Genomic DNA, 17,584 nt, shown 5'->3' on the forward strand with positions numbered 1-17,584 from the left:
ACCTACTTCCTTATAAGCATTTAAAGGGCTATCTTAAAAAATTTTAAGATATCCCTACTTAATATTAGTGTATTCAAAATAATAGGTTTAAGTGAATTTCATCTCCTAAATATCTATTTATTGTATTATAATTATACATTATTAGACATATTCAAAACTACAATTATTACTATAAAGATTAAAAACTAATTTCTTATTTATATAAAACTTAAAAGTTGCCCTACAGGCTGAATTTTCATGTATTATTTTTTCCATATTCCCCTTTAAAGGTGCTAAAAGTTTTTGTGGTTTTTGGCTCATTACTTTAATTTCTAATTTATATTTTCCTCTTTTTAATACTAATGAATCATTACTATATTTTAAAACTCTAACTCCATTATATGTAGCTAATCTATATTCCTTATCTTTATAATAAACAATACATATACAACCTCTAAAATTTCCTCCCATAAAAGGTATATTTGCAACGGATGCCATTATTGAACATTTATAATCTTCTGTGGTATTTTCAAATAAGTTACATTGAGCCCATAAATATTCCTTTGGAAAGGAAGTTCCAAAATCTTTTTCAATATATCCTATTCCATTATTTAAATTTATTTCTTCATTATTAATAATAAATTTTCCCTTTAATTTATGATACATACTTAAAACTCCATGGTTACATTCCATAAATGGTACATATTTAAAAGGTCCCATAATATCATATTTTATCGGTGTTAATTCTCCATATTTTACCTCTCCCTTTATTATTAAATTTTCATCCTTTATATCTATATAAATACCATCTTTTGAAAAAATATTATTTCCTATTTTTATTTTAAATTCATTTTTACTTACCTTAAAATCTAAAAATGAATATTTAATATTATAAGATAGCTTACTTGTTATAACTTGAATAAAAGCATATTTGTAACCCCTACTATCTATATTTATTCCTGGAATAAAGGCTATTGTATTATCTTTTCTTTGATGCTTAAAATACCATCCTTCAAAAAATTTCTTTTTTTTATGATTCCCATGAAAATTAATCATCCTTAAGACCTTTAGTTGCTGGTCCCCCTAACCAATTTCCTTTATAATCAAATCTTGAACCATGACATGGACAATCCCAACTTAATTCATCACTATTCCAGTGAAGTTCACAGCCTAAATGAGGACACTTAGTTGTTACAAAAAATCCTTTTCCTTCCTTATCCTTATATACACCAACTTTATCTCCTTTATATTCAATAACTCCTCCATGACCATTTTTAATATCCTTTAATTCACTATCTGGAATATATATCTTTTGTGCTATATAATTTTTTGCTGTTTCTAATCCATCTTCTATTAAATTATTAATTGATAAGGACATGTCAAATCTTTTTGGAGAAAAAATTTCTGAAAAATTATTTTCTTTTCCAGTTATCATATCACTTAATATCATTGCAGATACCATAGCACTAGTCATTCCCCACTTATTAAATCCAGTGGCTACATATAAATTAGGTGTTTTCTCTGAATACTGTCCAATATATGGTATCCCATCTAAAGGCATACAATCCTGAGCAGACCAACAATATTTTTCCTTGGATTTTGGATAAAGTTCCTTCGCTATTTTCCTTAAAGCATCATAACTTCCACCCTTTTCATTTTGACCAGTTCTTTTTGGAATTCCACCTAATAACAATAAATCCTTATAATTTCTAAAGGAATATCCATTTTTATTAACATCAATATGCATTCCACAAACGTCATCTGCATTTTCTAAAGCTATTACATAGGATCTTTCTTGATGCATTCTCATAAAATAATAACCAGGAACATTTAAAAATGGGAAATGGGTAGCAACTACTATATTATTTGCTTTTATTTTTCCCTTATTTGTTACAACTAAATTTTCTTCAATATTTACTGCCATTGTATTTTCATAAATAACTAACTCTTTCGCTATTTCATTTAAAAACTTAAGGGGATTAAACTGTCCTTGATTGTTAAACTTTAATGCTCCTTTAATCTTTAAAGGAAGTTTTAAATCATATACTAATTCAGCATCTATTCCTAAAGCTTTCGCTGCCTCTAACTCCTCTTTAAGTAAATCAATATTATCTAATGAATATAAATAAGCTGGCATCTCTTCAAAATCACAATTAATATTTTCTTCTTTAATTATTTCTTTATATTTTTTTATTGCTAGTTCATTTGCATATGCATACTCTTTTGCTTTATCTTTACCAAAATCTTTTATTAATTTACTATAAATTATGTCATGCTGTGATGTTATTTTAGCAGTAGTATTTTTTGTATTACCACTTAAAATTTCTTTAGCTTCAATAACTACTACATCTTTTCCTTTTTTCTTTAAAAAATATGCTATTAATAATCCTGCAATACCTCCACCTATTACTACTACATCTCTTTCTATATCCTTACTTAAAGTTTCTCTCTTTCTTAACTTTAAACTTTCACTCCATACTGATTTCATAAAATCACCTCTTAGTTAGTATTCCATTTTTTATTATTTAAATTCAATTTATTCCATAAAAATAACATCACCTGTAAATTTAACAAATGATGTTACTTTTCATAATATATTATTTAGTTTATTAAAATATTGTTTCTTCACTATTTTTATCAAATATGTGAAGTTTATTTAAATCCATTACAAATTCTACTAAACCCTTTGTATTTATATTATCAGCTGTTGCAGTTTTTATTATTATTGTTTTATCTTCGCTCTTAAGGTGAAGGTAAGTTTCTGCCCCTAAATTTTCTGATACTTCTATATTAAGTTTAAATACAGAGTTTTCTTTATTTTCTATATCTTCTTTTTTGCAGCTAATATTTTCTGGTCTTATTCCAACAAATAAATTTGCATTTAAATTATTTGTTTTCTTAAGAATTTCTCCCTTTTCCTTTGGTAATTCTATTTCTGTATTTAAAAGTTTTAAATATACTTTACCTTCCTTTTCATATGACTCCCCATTTAATATATTCATTTGAGGACTTCCTATAAATCCTGCTACAAATAAATTTTTAGGTTTTTCATATATTTCCTTTGGCGCAGCAATTTGTTGAACTACTCCATCTTTCATAACTACAATTCTTGTGCCAAGAGTCATAGCTTCCGTTTGATCATGAGTAACATATATAAATGTGGTATTTAATTCGTTATATAATTTTGCTATTTCTGTTCTCATTTGAACTCTTAATTTTGCATCTAAATTTGAAAGAGGCTCATCCATTAAGAAAACTTTAGGATTTCTAACTATAGCTCTTCCCATAGCAACTCTCTGTCTTTGACCTCCAGATAATGCTTTAGGTTTTCTGTCAAGTAAGTGTACTATATCTAAAACCTTAGCTGCTTCCCTTACTTTTCTTTTTATTTCTTCTTTAGGTATTTTTTTAAGCTTTAAGGAAAATGCCATATTTTCCTCTACTGTCATGTGAGGATAAAGTGCATAATTTTGAAAAACCATTGCAATGTCCCTATCTTTAGGTGCTACATCATTTACAATATTGCCATCTATATATAATTCTCCCTCTGATATTTCTTCAAGTCCTGCAATCATTCTAAGAGTTGTTGATTTTCCACAACCTGAAGGTCCAACAAAAACAATAAATTCTCTATCTTTAATTTCTAAATTAAAATCTTTTACCGCTTTAAATCCATTTTCATAAACTTTTTCAATATTTTTTAATACTACTCCTGACATAATATTACCTCCTAATTTATTAACCCTTTACAGCTCCAATTGTTATTCCTTGAGTAAAGGATTTTTGGAACATTAAAAATATTATTATCATAGGTATTGATGCTAAAGCAGCACCTGCCATCATAAGTCCATAATCTGTTGCAAACTCTAATTGCATTGTAGCTATTCCTAAAGGAAGAGTTTGCATTGTTTTACTTCTTATTAATATTAATTGCATAAAATAGTCGTTCCAAGAACTTATGAAAGTAAATATTCCAAGGGCTGCTATACCTGGTTTAACTATAGGAATTACTATATTTTTAAATATACTAAGTTCTGAACAGCCATCAATTTTAGCAGCTTCTATTAATTCAGTTGGTATTGTTTCACTAAATTGTTTCATTAAAAATATTCCAAAAGGCCATCCTACAGCTGGTAGTATTAATGATTTATAAGTATCTATCCAATTTAAACTAGTTAATATATTAAATAATGGAACCATTATTACTTGCTTTGGAAGTGCCATTGCTACTATAAGTAACCAAAAAGCTATCTTCCTTCCTGGGAATCTTTTTTTAGCTAAAACATATCCTGCTAAAGCTGATGTTAAGCAAACTAAAAAAGTTGTAGAAATTGCTATAAAGAAACTATTAAATGTCCATCTTGCTAAAGGCTGCTTAGCTAAGCTTAACCAATTTTGCATTATAGGTTCTGCTGGAAACCACTGTGGTGGCATAGCTATTGCTGCTCCTTGATCTTTAAAGGCACCTGTTATAATCCAATAGAAAGGAAAAATAAATATTACAGTAAATAAGCATAATACCATAAAGGACATAATATGTTTTGGAGTCCATTGATTTCTCCAATCATATAATTCTTCTTTTTCTTTTTTCTTTTTAAATAACATTTCTTTTTTCTCCTTTCTTTAATATTCCACATCAGTACCTAAATACTTATATTGAATTACTGATATTGCCATAACTATAATTGCAAGAACAACTCCCATAGATGAAGCAAGTCCATATTGTCCTAAAGTAAAGGATCTTTCATAAACTTGATACATAATTGTAGTAGTTGCATAGTTTGGTCCACCTGCTGTTAATAATTGAATAAGTGAAAAACATTGGAAAGAATTTATTGTAGTTATAATAACTATATATAATGTAGTTGGCTTTAATAATGGCCATGTTATATGTCTAAATACTTGCCTTGAGTTAGCTCCATCTATTTCTGCTGCCTCTAAATAATCCTTTGGTATATTTCCAAGGGATGCCATATAAAGAACTATTGGTTGTCCAACAGATAATGTAACAAGAACCATTAATATTGCCCATTTTGCAATACTAGGATCTCCAAGCCATACCTGTGGGTCTACTCCAAAAAAACTTAGAACATAATTTAATATTCCATAATTAGGGTGGAATATCCAGCCCCATACAACTGTAATACTTACTACAGATGCTATTGCTGGAAGATAGAAAATTGATCTAAAAAATGATCTAACCTTTGAAGATTTTTTAAAGATAGTTAAAGCAACAAACATAGAAAAAACTACTACTACAGGAACATTTCCAATAACTAAAAACAAAGTATTCCATAAGGATTTTCTAAATACTTCATCTTGAAATATATTAATGTAATTTTGCAAACCTATAAATTCTGAAGTTTTTGGATTGTAATCGAAAAAGCTCATAACAGCTCCACCAATCATTGGTAGTATTACAAATCCAAAGAAAAATATAGCTGCTGGTAATAAAAATAAATAGGCTGCTATCCATTCTTTTCTTGCCAATTTATTATGACGCTTTTTACTTTTTTTATTATCTTTTAATACAGTGCTCATATGAAACCATCCTCTCTTTATTCTCTCTCTGTTACTATGAAGGGAGTATTTTTTATACTCCCCTTCATAAACTATTTTCTATTATTTTTTATTAAGAGTTTCATTTGCCTTGTCATTAAAAGTTTTTAAAGCTTCTTTAGGAGAAGTTTTTCCTAAAGTAATTTCTTGAAGTGCTGGGAACCAATGAGTTCTCATTTCAGCAAATCCATTTACTGTATTATAATATTTAGCAGTATAAGCTCCCATACCTTCTGCAAATTTCATTTCTTTATCATCATATAATCCTTTTACAGAATCTCTAACTGAAAATGTTCCAGTAGCTTTTAAATTTTTCTTTTGCCATGCTTCATCATTACATAAGAAATCTATGAATTTTTTTGAAGCCTCTATTTTTCCTTCATCACCATTATCAAATACACATAATCCACCAATAAGAGATTCTAAAGCAAGTTTTCCCTTTGGTGCAGGTATTGGTAATAAAATATCATCAAATTGAGTTGATTTTTTTGATTGATTGCTCTTTATTAAACCAGTTGAAGATAATATGCTTATAGCAGCTTTTTGTTGTAAGTATAAATCAATTGCATCATTTGAAGCTAAAGCTTCAGTTCCCTTTCCAATAAGTCCCTCATCAATTGCTTTTTTAACCCATTCCATTGATTTTATAGCTTCAGGTTTATCAAAAGTATAAGCTGTTTGGTCTTTATTCATTACACTTCCTCCGTAAAGGTTTGCAACAAATGCTCTTGTACCTTGATCCCCTGCTGTACTTTTACTAAAGAATGTTAATGGCATTACTTCTGGTTTTGCTTTCTTAATAGCTTTTAATACTTTTTCAAATTCTTCTACTGTCCATTGTCTATCTTTTTTATCTAAAGGAAGCATATCTAATAATCCAGCTTCTTCAAACATTTGCTTATTTGCAGACATCATAAAATTAGTTGTATTAAATGGATACATATAGTACTTGTCATCTAATTTACAACCTTGAAGAATGGATTCTGATACATCACCTTTTAAATCCTTTATCATATCATCTACTGGTGCTAATGCCCCAATTCTTGCATAATCAATTATTCTTCCTGGTGCATCATATAAAACATCTGGTGCAGATTTTGAAGCTATTGCTGAATTTATTTTTTCACCACCGCCATTAAAAGATAACATTTCTACATTAACTTTTATATCTGGATTCTTTTTCATAAAATCTTCTGCTATCTCTTCTTCGTACTTACCAACTACCCCATCTTTAGTTTCAAAGTTTGGAAAAGCCCACCAAGTTATTTCTACTTGATTAGATGAAACCTTCTCCTCTGCCTTTTTTCCACCACACCCAGCTAACAATGATATACTCAAAGTAGCTGCAAGTATAGTTGATAATAATTTTATTTTTCTCATAAAATAATTCCCCCTATATAATTTTTATTTTAAATATGTTTTGCATATTAAAACTCCATTTAAATACCATTCAATTAAATTTTCCTCTACTTTATTTTTTTATTGTAACTTCCTTTGATATCTAATTTTATTCAAAGTTTACTTATGTTATTACTTGTATATAAATTAATTTCAAATAATTTTTTCTGTTTTAAAATTAAAGGTTACTTTTTTAATTTATTAAACAAAAAAAGAGTTACTTTACTCATAAATTAATAAGTAAAATAACTCTTTTTTATATATTTAAAATAATCTTATACTATCTGTAAACTTACCATTTTCCATTTCTATTTCATATAAAGCAATTCCCTCTAAACTTGCCTCAAAAGGTTCATACATATTTAAAATAAACTTAAAAGCATCCATAAGCTTTTCCTTATCTAATCCCATTGCTAAACTACAATGCGGATTCCAATTATCTGGTAAATAATAAGCTCTTGCATTACTATTAAACTCTTTGAAATAATCATAATATTTTCTATGAAGAGCAAGTAGTTCCTCAGTAACTACTGGTGTTGTTATGCAAGCTCCTGTAGTTGGAAAAACACCTAAAACATCAAATTTTGTATCTATAACATTAATCTTTGATTTAAATTCTTTCATTTTGGCTATAAATTTATCTTTATCTATATCATCATAAATTGCTAAAGTAATATGTGGAGAAAGTCCCTCCATATTGCTTAAACTTGAATCAATTCCATTATCACTTAAAGCTTTCCAAATAGATTCAACATATCTCGATGCCTTTCTATCCAGAAATATATCTACTACATACATATTATTCCTCCAAAGTAATCCTCTTTTATATACCTAAAATTATAAACTTCTTCTTGATATATTTTACCACATTTTTACCTTTAGATTTTAAATTTCTTTTTTTATAATATAAAATTTACTTAATTACCTTTTATTACTATATGTATAATCTATCTATTACCTTTAAGCCAAGTTCCTTTGCAAAGTTTAGACCCATATCTAAATCTGCCATTTCACAAGGGTTATGTGCATCAATTCCAACAATTATCTTTACATTATACTCCTTTGCAAGCTGCCAAAAATCCTTTATTGGATAGCTGTATCTTTCTCCATTATTATATTTAACTTTAGGTTTTCTAAATCCATTAACATTTATTTCTATAGGCATGTCTAACTCTTCTGCTGCCTTAAGTATTTTTCTAGATGATTTAATTGCATGTTCATCCCAATTTATGTAATCAAGTCCAAAAAGATCAGGATGAGCAAGGCATTTAAATAATCCTGTCTTCATAGATTTTACTACAAAATCTACATAGCAATCTAACTTTTCTGGAGTTAAATTGGCTCTTCCTACATAAAGCCACTCTCCATTATAAGGAAAAAAATGTGCTCCTAATAAAAGATAATCTACTTTATACTCTTCTATAAGTTCTTTATATAACCATTCAAAATGAGGGAAATACTCACATTCCATAGATTTTTTAATTGATATTTTATCACCATATTTTTTAATAACTTCATCTATCTCCTTAAAATATCCTGGTAAGTCCTCATAATTCATTCTACTTCCATTATCAATATCCATTCCTGGATGAGGAAGATGATCTGAAATACCAATTTCATCAAATCCCTCTTCTATTGCCATTTTTACATAATCTTCAATCTTTCCTTTTGCATGTTTACACCTATAATTATGTGTATGATAATTACTTTTCATTTCTATTCCTCCTATGTAAAAATATATTAATCAATAAACCATAGTAAAACTTATAAAAATAGATGTATACTCTCTCCTACTTTTATAAATTTAATATGAATTAAATATAATATATATTATTACTTTTTTAATGGCTATCTAAAATCAATACTCCCATAAAACATATCCTTTTAAATAAGCATATTATAAGTTTAAAATCTATTTTTAATACATATATAATTTTACATAATTATGATTAAATATCCAAGGTTATTTAAATATATATTTTTATACTTTTGTACATACTATGATTATAACTTTTTATAAAAGGAGATGGCTATATGAAAAGGGAACATTATATTGTTAATGGATTATCTAGCGAAACTATTAAAACTCAAGTTAAAAATTCTCTTGAAAAAATTGACGGAGTAAATCAAGTTTGTATTGACCTAGGAAGAGGCAGTGTTGAAGTAATTTATAATGAACCTGCAAACCAATCACAAATTGAGGAATGTATTGAAAATACAGGACATCACATTGAGTATTAAATTTGTAAATTCTATAATTCATTTAAACTCTTACACTATATAATTTTAAATTGCAAACTCTAAAAGGCAAAATATTAAATTTTTATTTTGCCTTTTTATTTGTCTAACCCTTTAATACATTCATTAAATCTAAATTCTTTATATAACTTCCAAGTATTTTCTTCCCATTTATAAATGCTAATATTATCAAATAAGCAATGAAACTTACAAGGAAATTTATTAACATAAGACCACACTTCATTATATAAAGGTTTTAACTTTTTTGATGCTATAGTTACATGAAAAATCTTATCTTTACCATCTTTTTTATCAAAATTTATATAAGATAACTTATCCATTTCGTCTATTAATTTATCGTGGACAGACTTTCCTTCTTTAGACATTTTTACTTCCATGTAAATTACTCTATTGTCAAAATGATTATATCCATCTATTTTAAAAGAATGTGCCTTTTCATTTTTACAGACATTTTCAATTATCTTTTCTAATTCTTTAATATCTTTATCATATTCAAAAGGTCCTTTAATTGTAAAATGAGCTGGAAGCTTAGAAGATTTTAGATTAAATTTAGAAAATACATCTTTTCTTAAATTATTATTGAATTCTCCAGCACTACCCTTTACTACAGAAACTATTACATACCTCATATTTTTTCTCCTTATATAAAAATAATCCCTTTAAATCTATAAATTTTATTATATACATTATCTTTAATTATTATAATACTATATCTTTAATTTCCATTAGTAACATTAATCTTACTAATTGTACTATATTATGTTAAAATATCTTTATAGATTTTTGAGAGGTGAATATATGAACATATTTTATGGTGCTTACGGCTTTGATATACTATCAATTTTTATGCTGTTAATAATTAGTCTTTTAGGATTTAATAGTTATACTAGAATTTTAGGAATGGTTTTATTAATATTAGTTATTTATAGAACTTTCTCTAAAAATATTTATAAAAGAACAGCTGAACTAAATAAATTTATTGATATTATAAACAAGCTTTTAAGTAAATTTGGAAAAAGAATGCCTTATAACCTTCCTAGAATAGGTTTAGATAGCATACCAATGTTATTTAATAGGCTAAAATATAAAATAGATCAAAAAATTAAATTTAAAATAGTTAAATGTCCAAATTGTGGACAAAAATTAAGATTACCTAGAGGTAAAAAACATATAATTGTAACTTGCAGAAGATGTTCTCATGAATTTCGTATAAAAACTTAAAAATAAAACGGTACTTAAATTAAGTACCGTTTTATTCTTGTTATACTATTTTACTATGTTAAATTTATTTTATTAAGCTTTCCACATGACCTTTTACTTTTACTTTTCTATAAACATCTTCTATTTTTCCATCTTTGTCTATAACAAAAGTACTTCTCTCTATGCCAAATACTTTTTTACCAAACATGTTCTTTTCTTTTAATACACCATATAACTTACAAACTTCTTCATTTTCATCTGATAATAAAATAAATGGTAAATCATATTTTGTAATAAACTTATCATGAGATTTTAATGAATCTCTACTTACTCCTAAAATTACTGTATTATTATCTATAAACTTTTGATTATAATTTTTAAAATCTTGAGCTTCTAGAGAACATCCTGGAGTATTATCCTTTGGATAAAAATATAGTACTACTCTCTTTCCTCTATAATCACTTAATTTATGTTCTTTATTATCTGATCCCATTAAAGTAAAATCTGGAGCCATCATACCTTTTTCTAAACTTTTGTTTTCCATTATATCACCTTCCAAGCTTTCATTTTATTAATAATAATTATTATATAATAATTTTTAAAACTTTTCAACTTATTTAGGAAATTTACTAATATCTTTATTTAAGGTTATCTAAAATACATCCCTATTTAAATATATTTTTCAATTTATTTTTATTCTTTCAAACTAAAAGTAAGAGTTGTTGGATTATGATCACTATATCTAAAATTATATTCACTCCCATGAATTTTTTTAACCTTTATATTATCTGATACCATAAAACCATCTATTACACATCTTAAATTTTCTCCTTCAACATATGGTTTCATAACAGTTCTATTACTTGGTACACTTTTATCTGCATATATTTTAAATCCTTTTTTTGCAAAATCATCTGGTATTCTTTGTAACCAATTAGGATGTGTTTCTATTGTTTTAAAATTAGATGAACCAGTACCTGGAAGTTCATGATTCCAATCTCCTCCAAGTAATATATAATTTCCTTTTTTATACTCATTTTGAAGAAAATTTTCAATAAATCCAAGTTGGACTTTTCTAACCTTTCCACCTTCATCATAGGCTGAAAGGTGAACATTTATTAAAATTAATTCTTTATTATTAGAAAGTTTAACTCTATTAACTAGCATACATCTATCAAGGTCTCCTAATTGTCTAAAAAAGTCCTCTTTCCCTGGTAAATCATATCTTATACCTGAATTTAAATTATATTTAGACATTGTCATTATTCCACTTAAAACTTGTCCATGAGGATGCGTAAGTGGTATAGGCACCCAAGGAACATCAAAGTTCTTTGCAAAGGATGTACTATAATTATTAAAATTATTTTTTATACTTTCATATTCATTTACCTTATAACTTCTTGTTGATTTTTTATCTAATTCCTGTACATAATAAAAATCTGAATTTAAATTTTTAATTATGTTTTCTATACCTTTTAAATTTTCTAAAACGGCCTCTTTACTTATAGCCCTTGACATAGTTCCTCCATCCATGAAGAAATCTACATTTTTATCCATACCAGCATATCCAACATTAAATGAAGTAATTGTATATTCTTTATTTAATTCTATTTTTTTCTTTTGATTATTTTCAATTTGAACTGTTTCCTCTTTAGCTGGTTTATAATCTGATATAATCATAAATCCAACATAACCTAATACTACAACTATTATAACTCCTATTATTCCTGCTAATGATTTTAAAAATAATTTCATATCTGTCCTCCTAAGTTTGATTATTATATTATACATAATTAAATACTTTGAATCTATGAAAAATAAAAAACATCCCTTCTCTTGGATGTTTTTTTACTTACAATTCTATCTTTATTTTTTATTATTTTTAAGTTCCCTATCAACCTTCTCTAAATAATCTGTTTGGCTTACTATATTTTCTTCAAAATCCTTTACTGCTCCCTTTGTATAGTTTCCCATAGCCTTAGGACTTATTTTATTTTTAAAATTATTTTTTGACATATAATCACCTCAAAAATATTTTCCCCTTAAGATAACTATATATTCAAATAATATAAAATTTTATAAATACAAAAGGTGACTTGAAAAAAACTCAAGCCACCTATATATCTATATTTTATCTAAAAGAAGTTTTTAAAGCTTTCTTTAAAACTTTAGGATTTTTTCTATAAGGAGTTACTGGGCAAATCTTTTTATCCTTTACTCCAAATAAAGTATATATAGCAATTCTAGCTGAACGAACTGAATATTCTTCAGTAAATACCATATCCTCAGGTATTTCAACAAATTGACCTAACATAGCAAAGTTTGTTGAACCATCTGGAACAACTTTTGGACGATCACTCATTTTACGTGGTTCAAATTGTGAATCTATATAAGGCATCATACATGGTATAACATTTACTACTGTTTCCATAATTTCATCCATATCTTTTTCTAAATGTAATTGATATAAGAATTCTGTTAATAATTCTTTTCCTGTACATTCACGCATTGGTTTCTTTACATAATCACCTAATCTATCTGTGTGTAATCCATATCCCCAGAAAATAGTTTCATCAAGAGGTTGGTTCTTAAAGTGTGGTTGTGCTGCAACAACTATGCTCATTAACCAATTAGAATCCTTAAAAGTCATTAATGCTCCACTTCCTGGAATGTTTCCAGAAAATTCTTCTATTAATTTTAATAACTTATTTCCTTTACAAGTTACAGTGAAACTTTCCCAATTAGTTTGTTCTGGATGTCCAAAAAATGGTTCTGGATTTCCAAGTCCAGGTTTTTTATCTGTTATCTTTCTCCAAAGATCTGCTGAAATTGGATTACTTGGATCATAAACTGGTGCAGTATTCATATCTCCAAGAGTTGCACAATCAGTCATACAACCAGCTGTCATTATACATACATCCTTTGAATCTAATGTAATTACTTTTTCTTCACCATTTTGATTTAAATGTATTTCAGTTACTGTAATTCCATCTCCTGGCTTAAAATCTAAATCTGTTACTGTAGAATTAATATTAAAATCAACTCCAGCTTTACATAAATATGATTTTATTGGACGTATAATTGAATCATATTGATTATATTGAGTACGTGTAACTCCTTCTAAAGTATCAATACGAGAAAATTCTAAAATCATACGTTGCATATAACGTCTAAATTCAAATAAACTAGACCACTTTTGGAAAGCAAAGGTAGTTTGCCACATATACCAGAAATTAGTTTCAAAAAAGTGTGGATTATCTTTAAACCATTCTTCAATAGTCATATCATCTAACTTGTCCTCTGGAGTAATTAATAATTTACCAAGAGCCATACGTTCAGCATTATCAAATCCCATACTCTTTACATTTTGAATAACACCATCTTTATTAACTAAACGTGCTTGTGCATGAGTTGGATGTAAATGATCAAAATTAAGAATTTCTTCTGTAACACTCATATTAGGCATTTCTAAAGAAGGTATGCTAGAGAATAATTCCCAGAAGTTTTCATAAGTTTCTTCATTAAGCATTCTACCACCACGGCATACAAATCCATTAACTGGATCTCCTATTCCATCATTACTACCTCCAAGAATTTTCATTCCTTCAAAAATGTGAATATTTTCGCCCTTAAAGTTTAAGTCTCTTACAAGATAAGCTGCTCCTGCTAAAGAAGCTAATCCACCACCAATAAAATAAACTTCTCTTTCATCATTATTTATTTGTGGTAGCTGTGTTTTTTCTGCTTCACATTTATTTTTAATCTTTTTTGCAGCTATAGTTGCAACAGTTGCAGCTCCTGCTATTGCACCTAATGTAATTAATAGGTTTTTATTATCATTACTTTTTTTATTACATTTCCTATTTAATTTTTTTCTCATATTTCTCATAAAACTCACTCCACTTCTTTTTTTATTTTATTATCTTTAGTCTTATTATAATTTAATATATCATATTTGTATTTACTCATTACTTAAGTTTTATTTAAATAAGTTAAAATTTACATCTAATACATTTTTAGAATATTTTATTAAAAAATTTAACAAATTACATTTACAAAAATAGTAATAAAATTAAACTTTTAATGATAAATTTTATTTTTATTACTATTTGCTATTGCTAATTTAGAGAAATTTGTTTTAAAATGTATCTTAATAACTTAAGAAAAGAGGAAATCTTAAATGGAAGAAAGTTTAAATTATGATTCTTTATTGCTTTTATCTATTGTTGCTTTTTTTACTCCATTTTTAGTAGCAAAATTAAAAAAATTAAGAATCCCCTATCAAGTTGGAGAAATATTTATTGGAATAATAATTGGAAAAAGTTTTTTAAACATACTAAAACCAGATATATGGATTATTTTCCTTTCAAACTTAGGTCTTGCTTATTTAATGTTCTTAAGCGGACTTGAAATAAACTTTGAAGATTTAAAACTAAAAAAAGGAGAGTCTATACTAAATTCAAAAATATTTCTTAGTATAAAAATGTTTTTGATTTCATTGTTTGTTTCATTTATTTTATCCTTTGCTTTAAAAGGAATTGGTATAACTAATGGTAGATTATTTTTTGTTATGCTTTTTACTGCTACTACTCCAGCACTACTTGTTCCTATATTAAAGGGAAAGAATATATTAAATAGTGACTTTGGGCAAACTGTATTAATATTTGGACTTATATGTGAATTAGTAAGTTTAATTGGTATAACATTTATTTCATCTGTAACACAATATGGGTTCTCACTTAAAAGTTTTACATTTTTAATAATATTTTTTGCAGCTATAATTATATATTTCTTATCTAAGATTATATTTAAAAAAGAGGATTTTTCTACATTAGCCTTTAAAAATCTTCATTTAAGCGTTAGAGGTGCTTTCGTTTTAGTTTTAATATTAGTTGCAATAACAGAAAAAGTAGGCTCTGAAATAGTTTTAGGCTCATTTTTAGCTGGAATAATATTTTCATTAGTGGTTGGACGAGCAAAAGAAGAAATATCCCATCAACTTGATGTTATAGGATATGGATTTTTAATCCCAATATTTTTTATAATGATTGGAGTAAATATAGATTTAACTTCTATAGTTAAAAATCCTAGCTCTATTGCTAAAATACCAGTTTTTTTAATTATGTTTTTCTTAATAAAACTAATACCATCTTTATTATTAAAGAAAAAATATGGAATAAAAAATGCTTTAGCCTCATCTATGATATTAACTACTCAATTAAGTTTACTAATTGTAGGTGCTCAAATGGCTTTAAATTTAAAATACATAAATATAGCAGATTATTCAGCTTTTGTAGTAACAGCAATAATATCTTGTGTTGTTTTTCCACTATTGTTTGAAAAACTACTTGTTATAGATAAAAATACTATTAAAGAAGTAGATGAAAAAGAAAAGATAATTATACGAGAATTTTTAATTTCAAATACATTTTATATTGGGAAGTCATTAAAAGAATGTCATTTCCCTAAAGGCTGTAAAATTTTCTTAATAATTAGAAATGATGAGGAAATAATGCCAACTGCAGATACAGTTCTTAAAGAAAATGATTTAATAATATTAGCTGGAATTCCACAAGAAGTTGAGGATACAATTAACATGCTAACAGTTTGTGATTTATCCCTACCAAGTTAAATAAAAAAATATATTAAAAAGAGCAGAATATCAAACTTATAAAAGTTTTTCTATTCTGCTCTTTTTATTAAAATATGTACTATAATAAATTTTCATTTTAATATTTTTAAAATCCAAATTCTGCTCTTCTTTTCTTATTAATATAGTTTACTACTCTCATTTTAAACCTTTCCTTCTCTTTATAACTATAAAAGTTAGCAAGGTCTGCTGCAAGAAATAAGCTATCTAAAACTAAATATTTTAAATCATTTAAGTTATCTTCATTTTCTGATGTTTCATCTTCTAAGGTAGTCTTACCAAGTATTTCTTCAAATTTAACCTTATATTCTTTGAGAGCTTTTAATATAGAATCACTATATTCTTCTAAATTTTCATTAATTATATTATTTATAAAATCTAAATATTGTTTATTTAAGTTATTATATTCCTCATATATCAAAAGTAAACTCATATACAACATCTCCTTTTTTAGTTTATACTTTTATATTAACATTTTAATCCTATCAAAAAAAGCTAATATACTATTTTCATTTATTTACTAAAATATCTAATTAGTAACTAGACTTTAAAAGTACATATTAGAATAATTTCTAGGATAAACTATTCTTAATATAGCTTTTAAAAGGTAGTGAATATTATGAAAAAATTTTTTAACATTTTTATAGTGTCTCTTTTATTAATTAATATACCTATTAAAGTAAAATCAATGGAAACTAAAGATTATATATCAGAAATGAAACAAGATATTCTAACTATAATGATAGCATATCCTAATTACATATCAAGTATAGAACAAATTGATGATAAAGTTTATTTAATTATGAAATCTAATAAAAAAATTATTTACGATGATAAAAAAGAGAAAAGTCATAATGAAAAACTAATAAATCCAGATATACAAGATATGCTAAAGCAGCCCTATCCTCTTAATAAAAATACTAAAATTATGGATAAAGACTTTGATCCAGGAAGAGCTAGGCATTATGACCTTTTAAATGAGGTATATGGAAATTCTAGAAATATTATTGAGAAAAATTTAAAGCCCTTAAAATATGGTTATACAAACTATCAATTTAATAGTAAAAATAATGCTAACATTTCTTTAGAAAATACTTTAAGGGAACTTATTCCTCTATCAAAAAATAGACCTGATATAGGAAATATACTATATCCAGCTAGTGGAACTTATAATTATAGAGTAATATCAGGCACTGGAAGACTAAGTCCCCATTCCTATGGAATAGCAATAGACTTAAGAAGTAATCCAAATGATTACTGGAAGTGGTCCTCAAAGGAAAAAGGAGAAGAAAGACTTTCTAAATATCCAGAGGAGCTAGTTTCTGCCTTTGAAAAAAATAATTTTATCTGGGGAGGTAAATGGGAACACTTTGATATACTCCATTTTGAATATAGACCTGAAATAATATTAAAGGCTAAGTATTTTTCTACTTGGAATCAAAGCAAAAAATGGTATGAAGGTGCTCCTTTAAATGAAGATACAAAAAAATATATAGATATAATAGAAAATAGTTTAAAATAACATTTTATAAAAAGGGG

The 17,584-nt window shown here is 26.4% G+C and carries 18 protein-coding genes; 4 read left to right on the plus strand and 14 right to left on the minus strand.

Features of this window, described 5'->3' with window-relative positions; genetic code table 11:
• Positions 1-141 precede the first annotated feature (141 nt).
• The 8 genes from J2S18_RS01050 to J2S18_RS01085 form a co-directional block, all read right to left on the minus strand.
• Positions 142-1,035, minus strand: a complete 894-nt coding sequence (locus J2S18_RS01050; protein ID WP_307482082.1) for a tocopherol cyclase family protein — start codon at positions 1,033-1,035, stop codon at positions 142-144.
• Complete coding sequence (locus tag J2S18_RS01055; RefSeq protein ID WP_307482085.1) at positions 1,028-2,467, minus strand: FAD-dependent oxidoreductase; 1,440 nt, start codon at positions 2,465-2,467, stop codon at positions 1,028-1,030. The genes J2S18_RS01050 and J2S18_RS01055 overlap by 8 nt, the downstream gene beginning before the upstream one ends.
• Positions 2,468-2,588: 121 nt before the next feature.
• Entirely contained in the window at positions 2,589-3,698 is a 1,110-nt protein-coding gene (locus tag J2S18_RS01060) for an ABC transporter ATP-binding protein (protein WP_307482088.1), read from the minus strand.
• A gap of 19 nt (positions 3,699-3,717) precedes the next feature.
• Complete coding sequence (locus tag J2S18_RS01065; RefSeq protein WP_307482091.1) at positions 3,718-4,584, minus strand: carbohydrate ABC transporter permease; 867 nt, start codon at positions 4,582-4,584, stop codon at positions 3,718-3,720.
• An 18-nt stretch (positions 4,585-4,602) separates the two neighbouring features.
• Positions 4,603-5,520: a carbohydrate ABC transporter permease gene (locus J2S18_RS01070; protein ID WP_307482093.1), complete on the minus strand. Its 918-nt coding sequence runs from the start codon at positions 5,518-5,520 to the stop codon at positions 4,603-4,605.
• 81 nt (positions 5,521-5,601) lie between these two features.
• Positions 5,602-6,918, minus strand: a complete 1,317-nt coding sequence (locus J2S18_RS01075; RefSeq protein ID WP_307482096.1) for an ABC transporter substrate-binding protein — start codon at positions 6,916-6,918, stop codon at positions 5,602-5,604.
• A 282-nt stretch (positions 6,919-7,200) separates the two neighbouring features.
• Positions 7,201-7,734 (minus strand): 2'-5' RNA ligase family protein, encoded by a 534-nt coding sequence (locus tag J2S18_RS01080; RefSeq protein ID WP_307482098.1) that lies wholly within the window; start codon positions 7,732-7,734, stop codon positions 7,201-7,203.
• A 136-nt stretch (positions 7,735-7,870) separates the two neighbouring features.
• Positions 7,871-8,650, minus strand: a complete 780-nt coding sequence (locus J2S18_RS01085; protein ID WP_307482101.1) for a histidinol-phosphatase — start codon at positions 8,648-8,650, stop codon at positions 7,871-7,873.
• Positions 8,651-8,970: 320 nt separating this feature from the next.
• Here J2S18_RS01085 and J2S18_RS01090 point away from each other — a divergent pair, with 320 nt between their 5' ends.
• Complete coding sequence (locus J2S18_RS01090; RefSeq protein ID WP_307482103.1) at positions 8,971-9,177, plus strand: heavy-metal-associated domain-containing protein; 207 nt, start codon at positions 8,971-8,973, stop codon at positions 9,175-9,177.
• A gap of 95 nt (positions 9,178-9,272) precedes the next feature.
• Here the strand turns inward: J2S18_RS01090 and J2S18_RS01095 are convergent, their stop codons facing one another.
• On the minus strand, positions 9,273-9,824 hold the full coding sequence (locus tag J2S18_RS01095; protein ID WP_307482106.1) for a 2'-5' RNA ligase family protein: 552 nt from the start codon (positions 9,822-9,824) through the stop codon (positions 9,273-9,275).
• A 169-nt stretch (positions 9,825-9,993) separates the two neighbouring features.
• On the opposite strand from J2S18_RS01095, the gene J2S18_RS01100 reads away from it, so the two are divergent.
• Positions 9,994-10,416, plus strand: a complete 423-nt coding sequence (locus J2S18_RS01100; RefSeq protein ID WP_307482110.1) for a zinc ribbon domain-containing protein — start codon at positions 9,994-9,996, stop codon at positions 10,414-10,416.
• A 64-nt stretch (positions 10,417-10,480) separates the two neighbouring features.
• Here J2S18_RS01100 and J2S18_RS01105 read toward each other — a convergent pair whose 3' ends face one another.
• From J2S18_RS01105 to J2S18_RS01120, 4 genes are all read right to left on the minus strand, one after another.
• On the minus strand, positions 10,481-10,939 hold the full coding sequence (locus J2S18_RS01105; RefSeq protein WP_307482113.1) for a peroxiredoxin: 459 nt from the start codon (positions 10,937-10,939) through the stop codon (positions 10,481-10,483).
• Positions 10,940-11,088: 149 nt separating this feature from the next.
• A complete protein-coding gene (locus tag J2S18_RS01110) occupies positions 11,089-12,150 on the minus strand; it encodes an endonuclease/exonuclease/phosphatase family protein (RefSeq protein WP_307482116.1) in 1,062 nt (353 codons plus the stop codon).
• 111 nt (positions 12,151-12,261) lie between these two features.
• Positions 12,262-12,411, minus strand: coding sequence for a hypothetical protein (locus J2S18_RS01115; RefSeq protein WP_307482119.1), 150 nt, complete (start codon positions 12,409-12,411; stop codon positions 12,262-12,264).
• A gap of 115 nt (positions 12,412-12,526) precedes the next feature.
• The gene (locus tag J2S18_RS01120; RefSeq protein WP_380081352.1) at positions 12,527-14,275 is read right to left on the minus strand and encodes an oleate hydratase; all 1,749 of its coding nucleotides are present in this window, start codon (positions 14,273-14,275) and stop codon (positions 12,527-12,529) included.
• Positions 14,276-14,575: 300 nt separating this feature from the next.
• Here J2S18_RS01120 and J2S18_RS01125 point away from each other — a divergent pair, with 300 nt between their 5' ends.
• Complete coding sequence (locus J2S18_RS01125) at positions 14,576-16,027, plus strand: cation:proton antiporter (RefSeq protein ID WP_307482123.1); 1,452 nt, start codon at positions 14,576-14,578, stop codon at positions 16,025-16,027.
• A gap of 106 nt (positions 16,028-16,133) precedes the next feature.
• Here J2S18_RS01125 and J2S18_RS01130 read toward each other — a convergent pair whose 3' ends face one another.
• Positions 16,134-16,478 carry a hypothetical protein gene (locus J2S18_RS01130; protein ID WP_307482126.1) on the minus strand — a complete coding sequence of 115 codons (345 nt, stop codon included), beginning with the start codon at positions 16,476-16,478 and terminating at the stop codon, positions 16,134-16,136.
• Between the two features lie 186 nt (positions 16,479-16,664).
• On the opposite strand from J2S18_RS01130, the gene J2S18_RS01135 reads away from it, so the two are divergent.
• Complete coding sequence (locus J2S18_RS01135) at positions 16,665-17,567, plus strand: M15 family metallopeptidase (protein ID WP_307482129.1); 903 nt, start codon at positions 16,665-16,667, stop codon at positions 17,565-17,567.
• Positions 17,568-17,584: the final 17 nt, after the last annotated feature.

Origin of the sequence: Eubacterium multiforme (genome assembly GCF_030813415.1) — a bacterium.
GTDB lineage: Bacteria > Bacillota > Clostridia > Clostridiales > Clostridiaceae > Clostridium > Clostridium multiforme.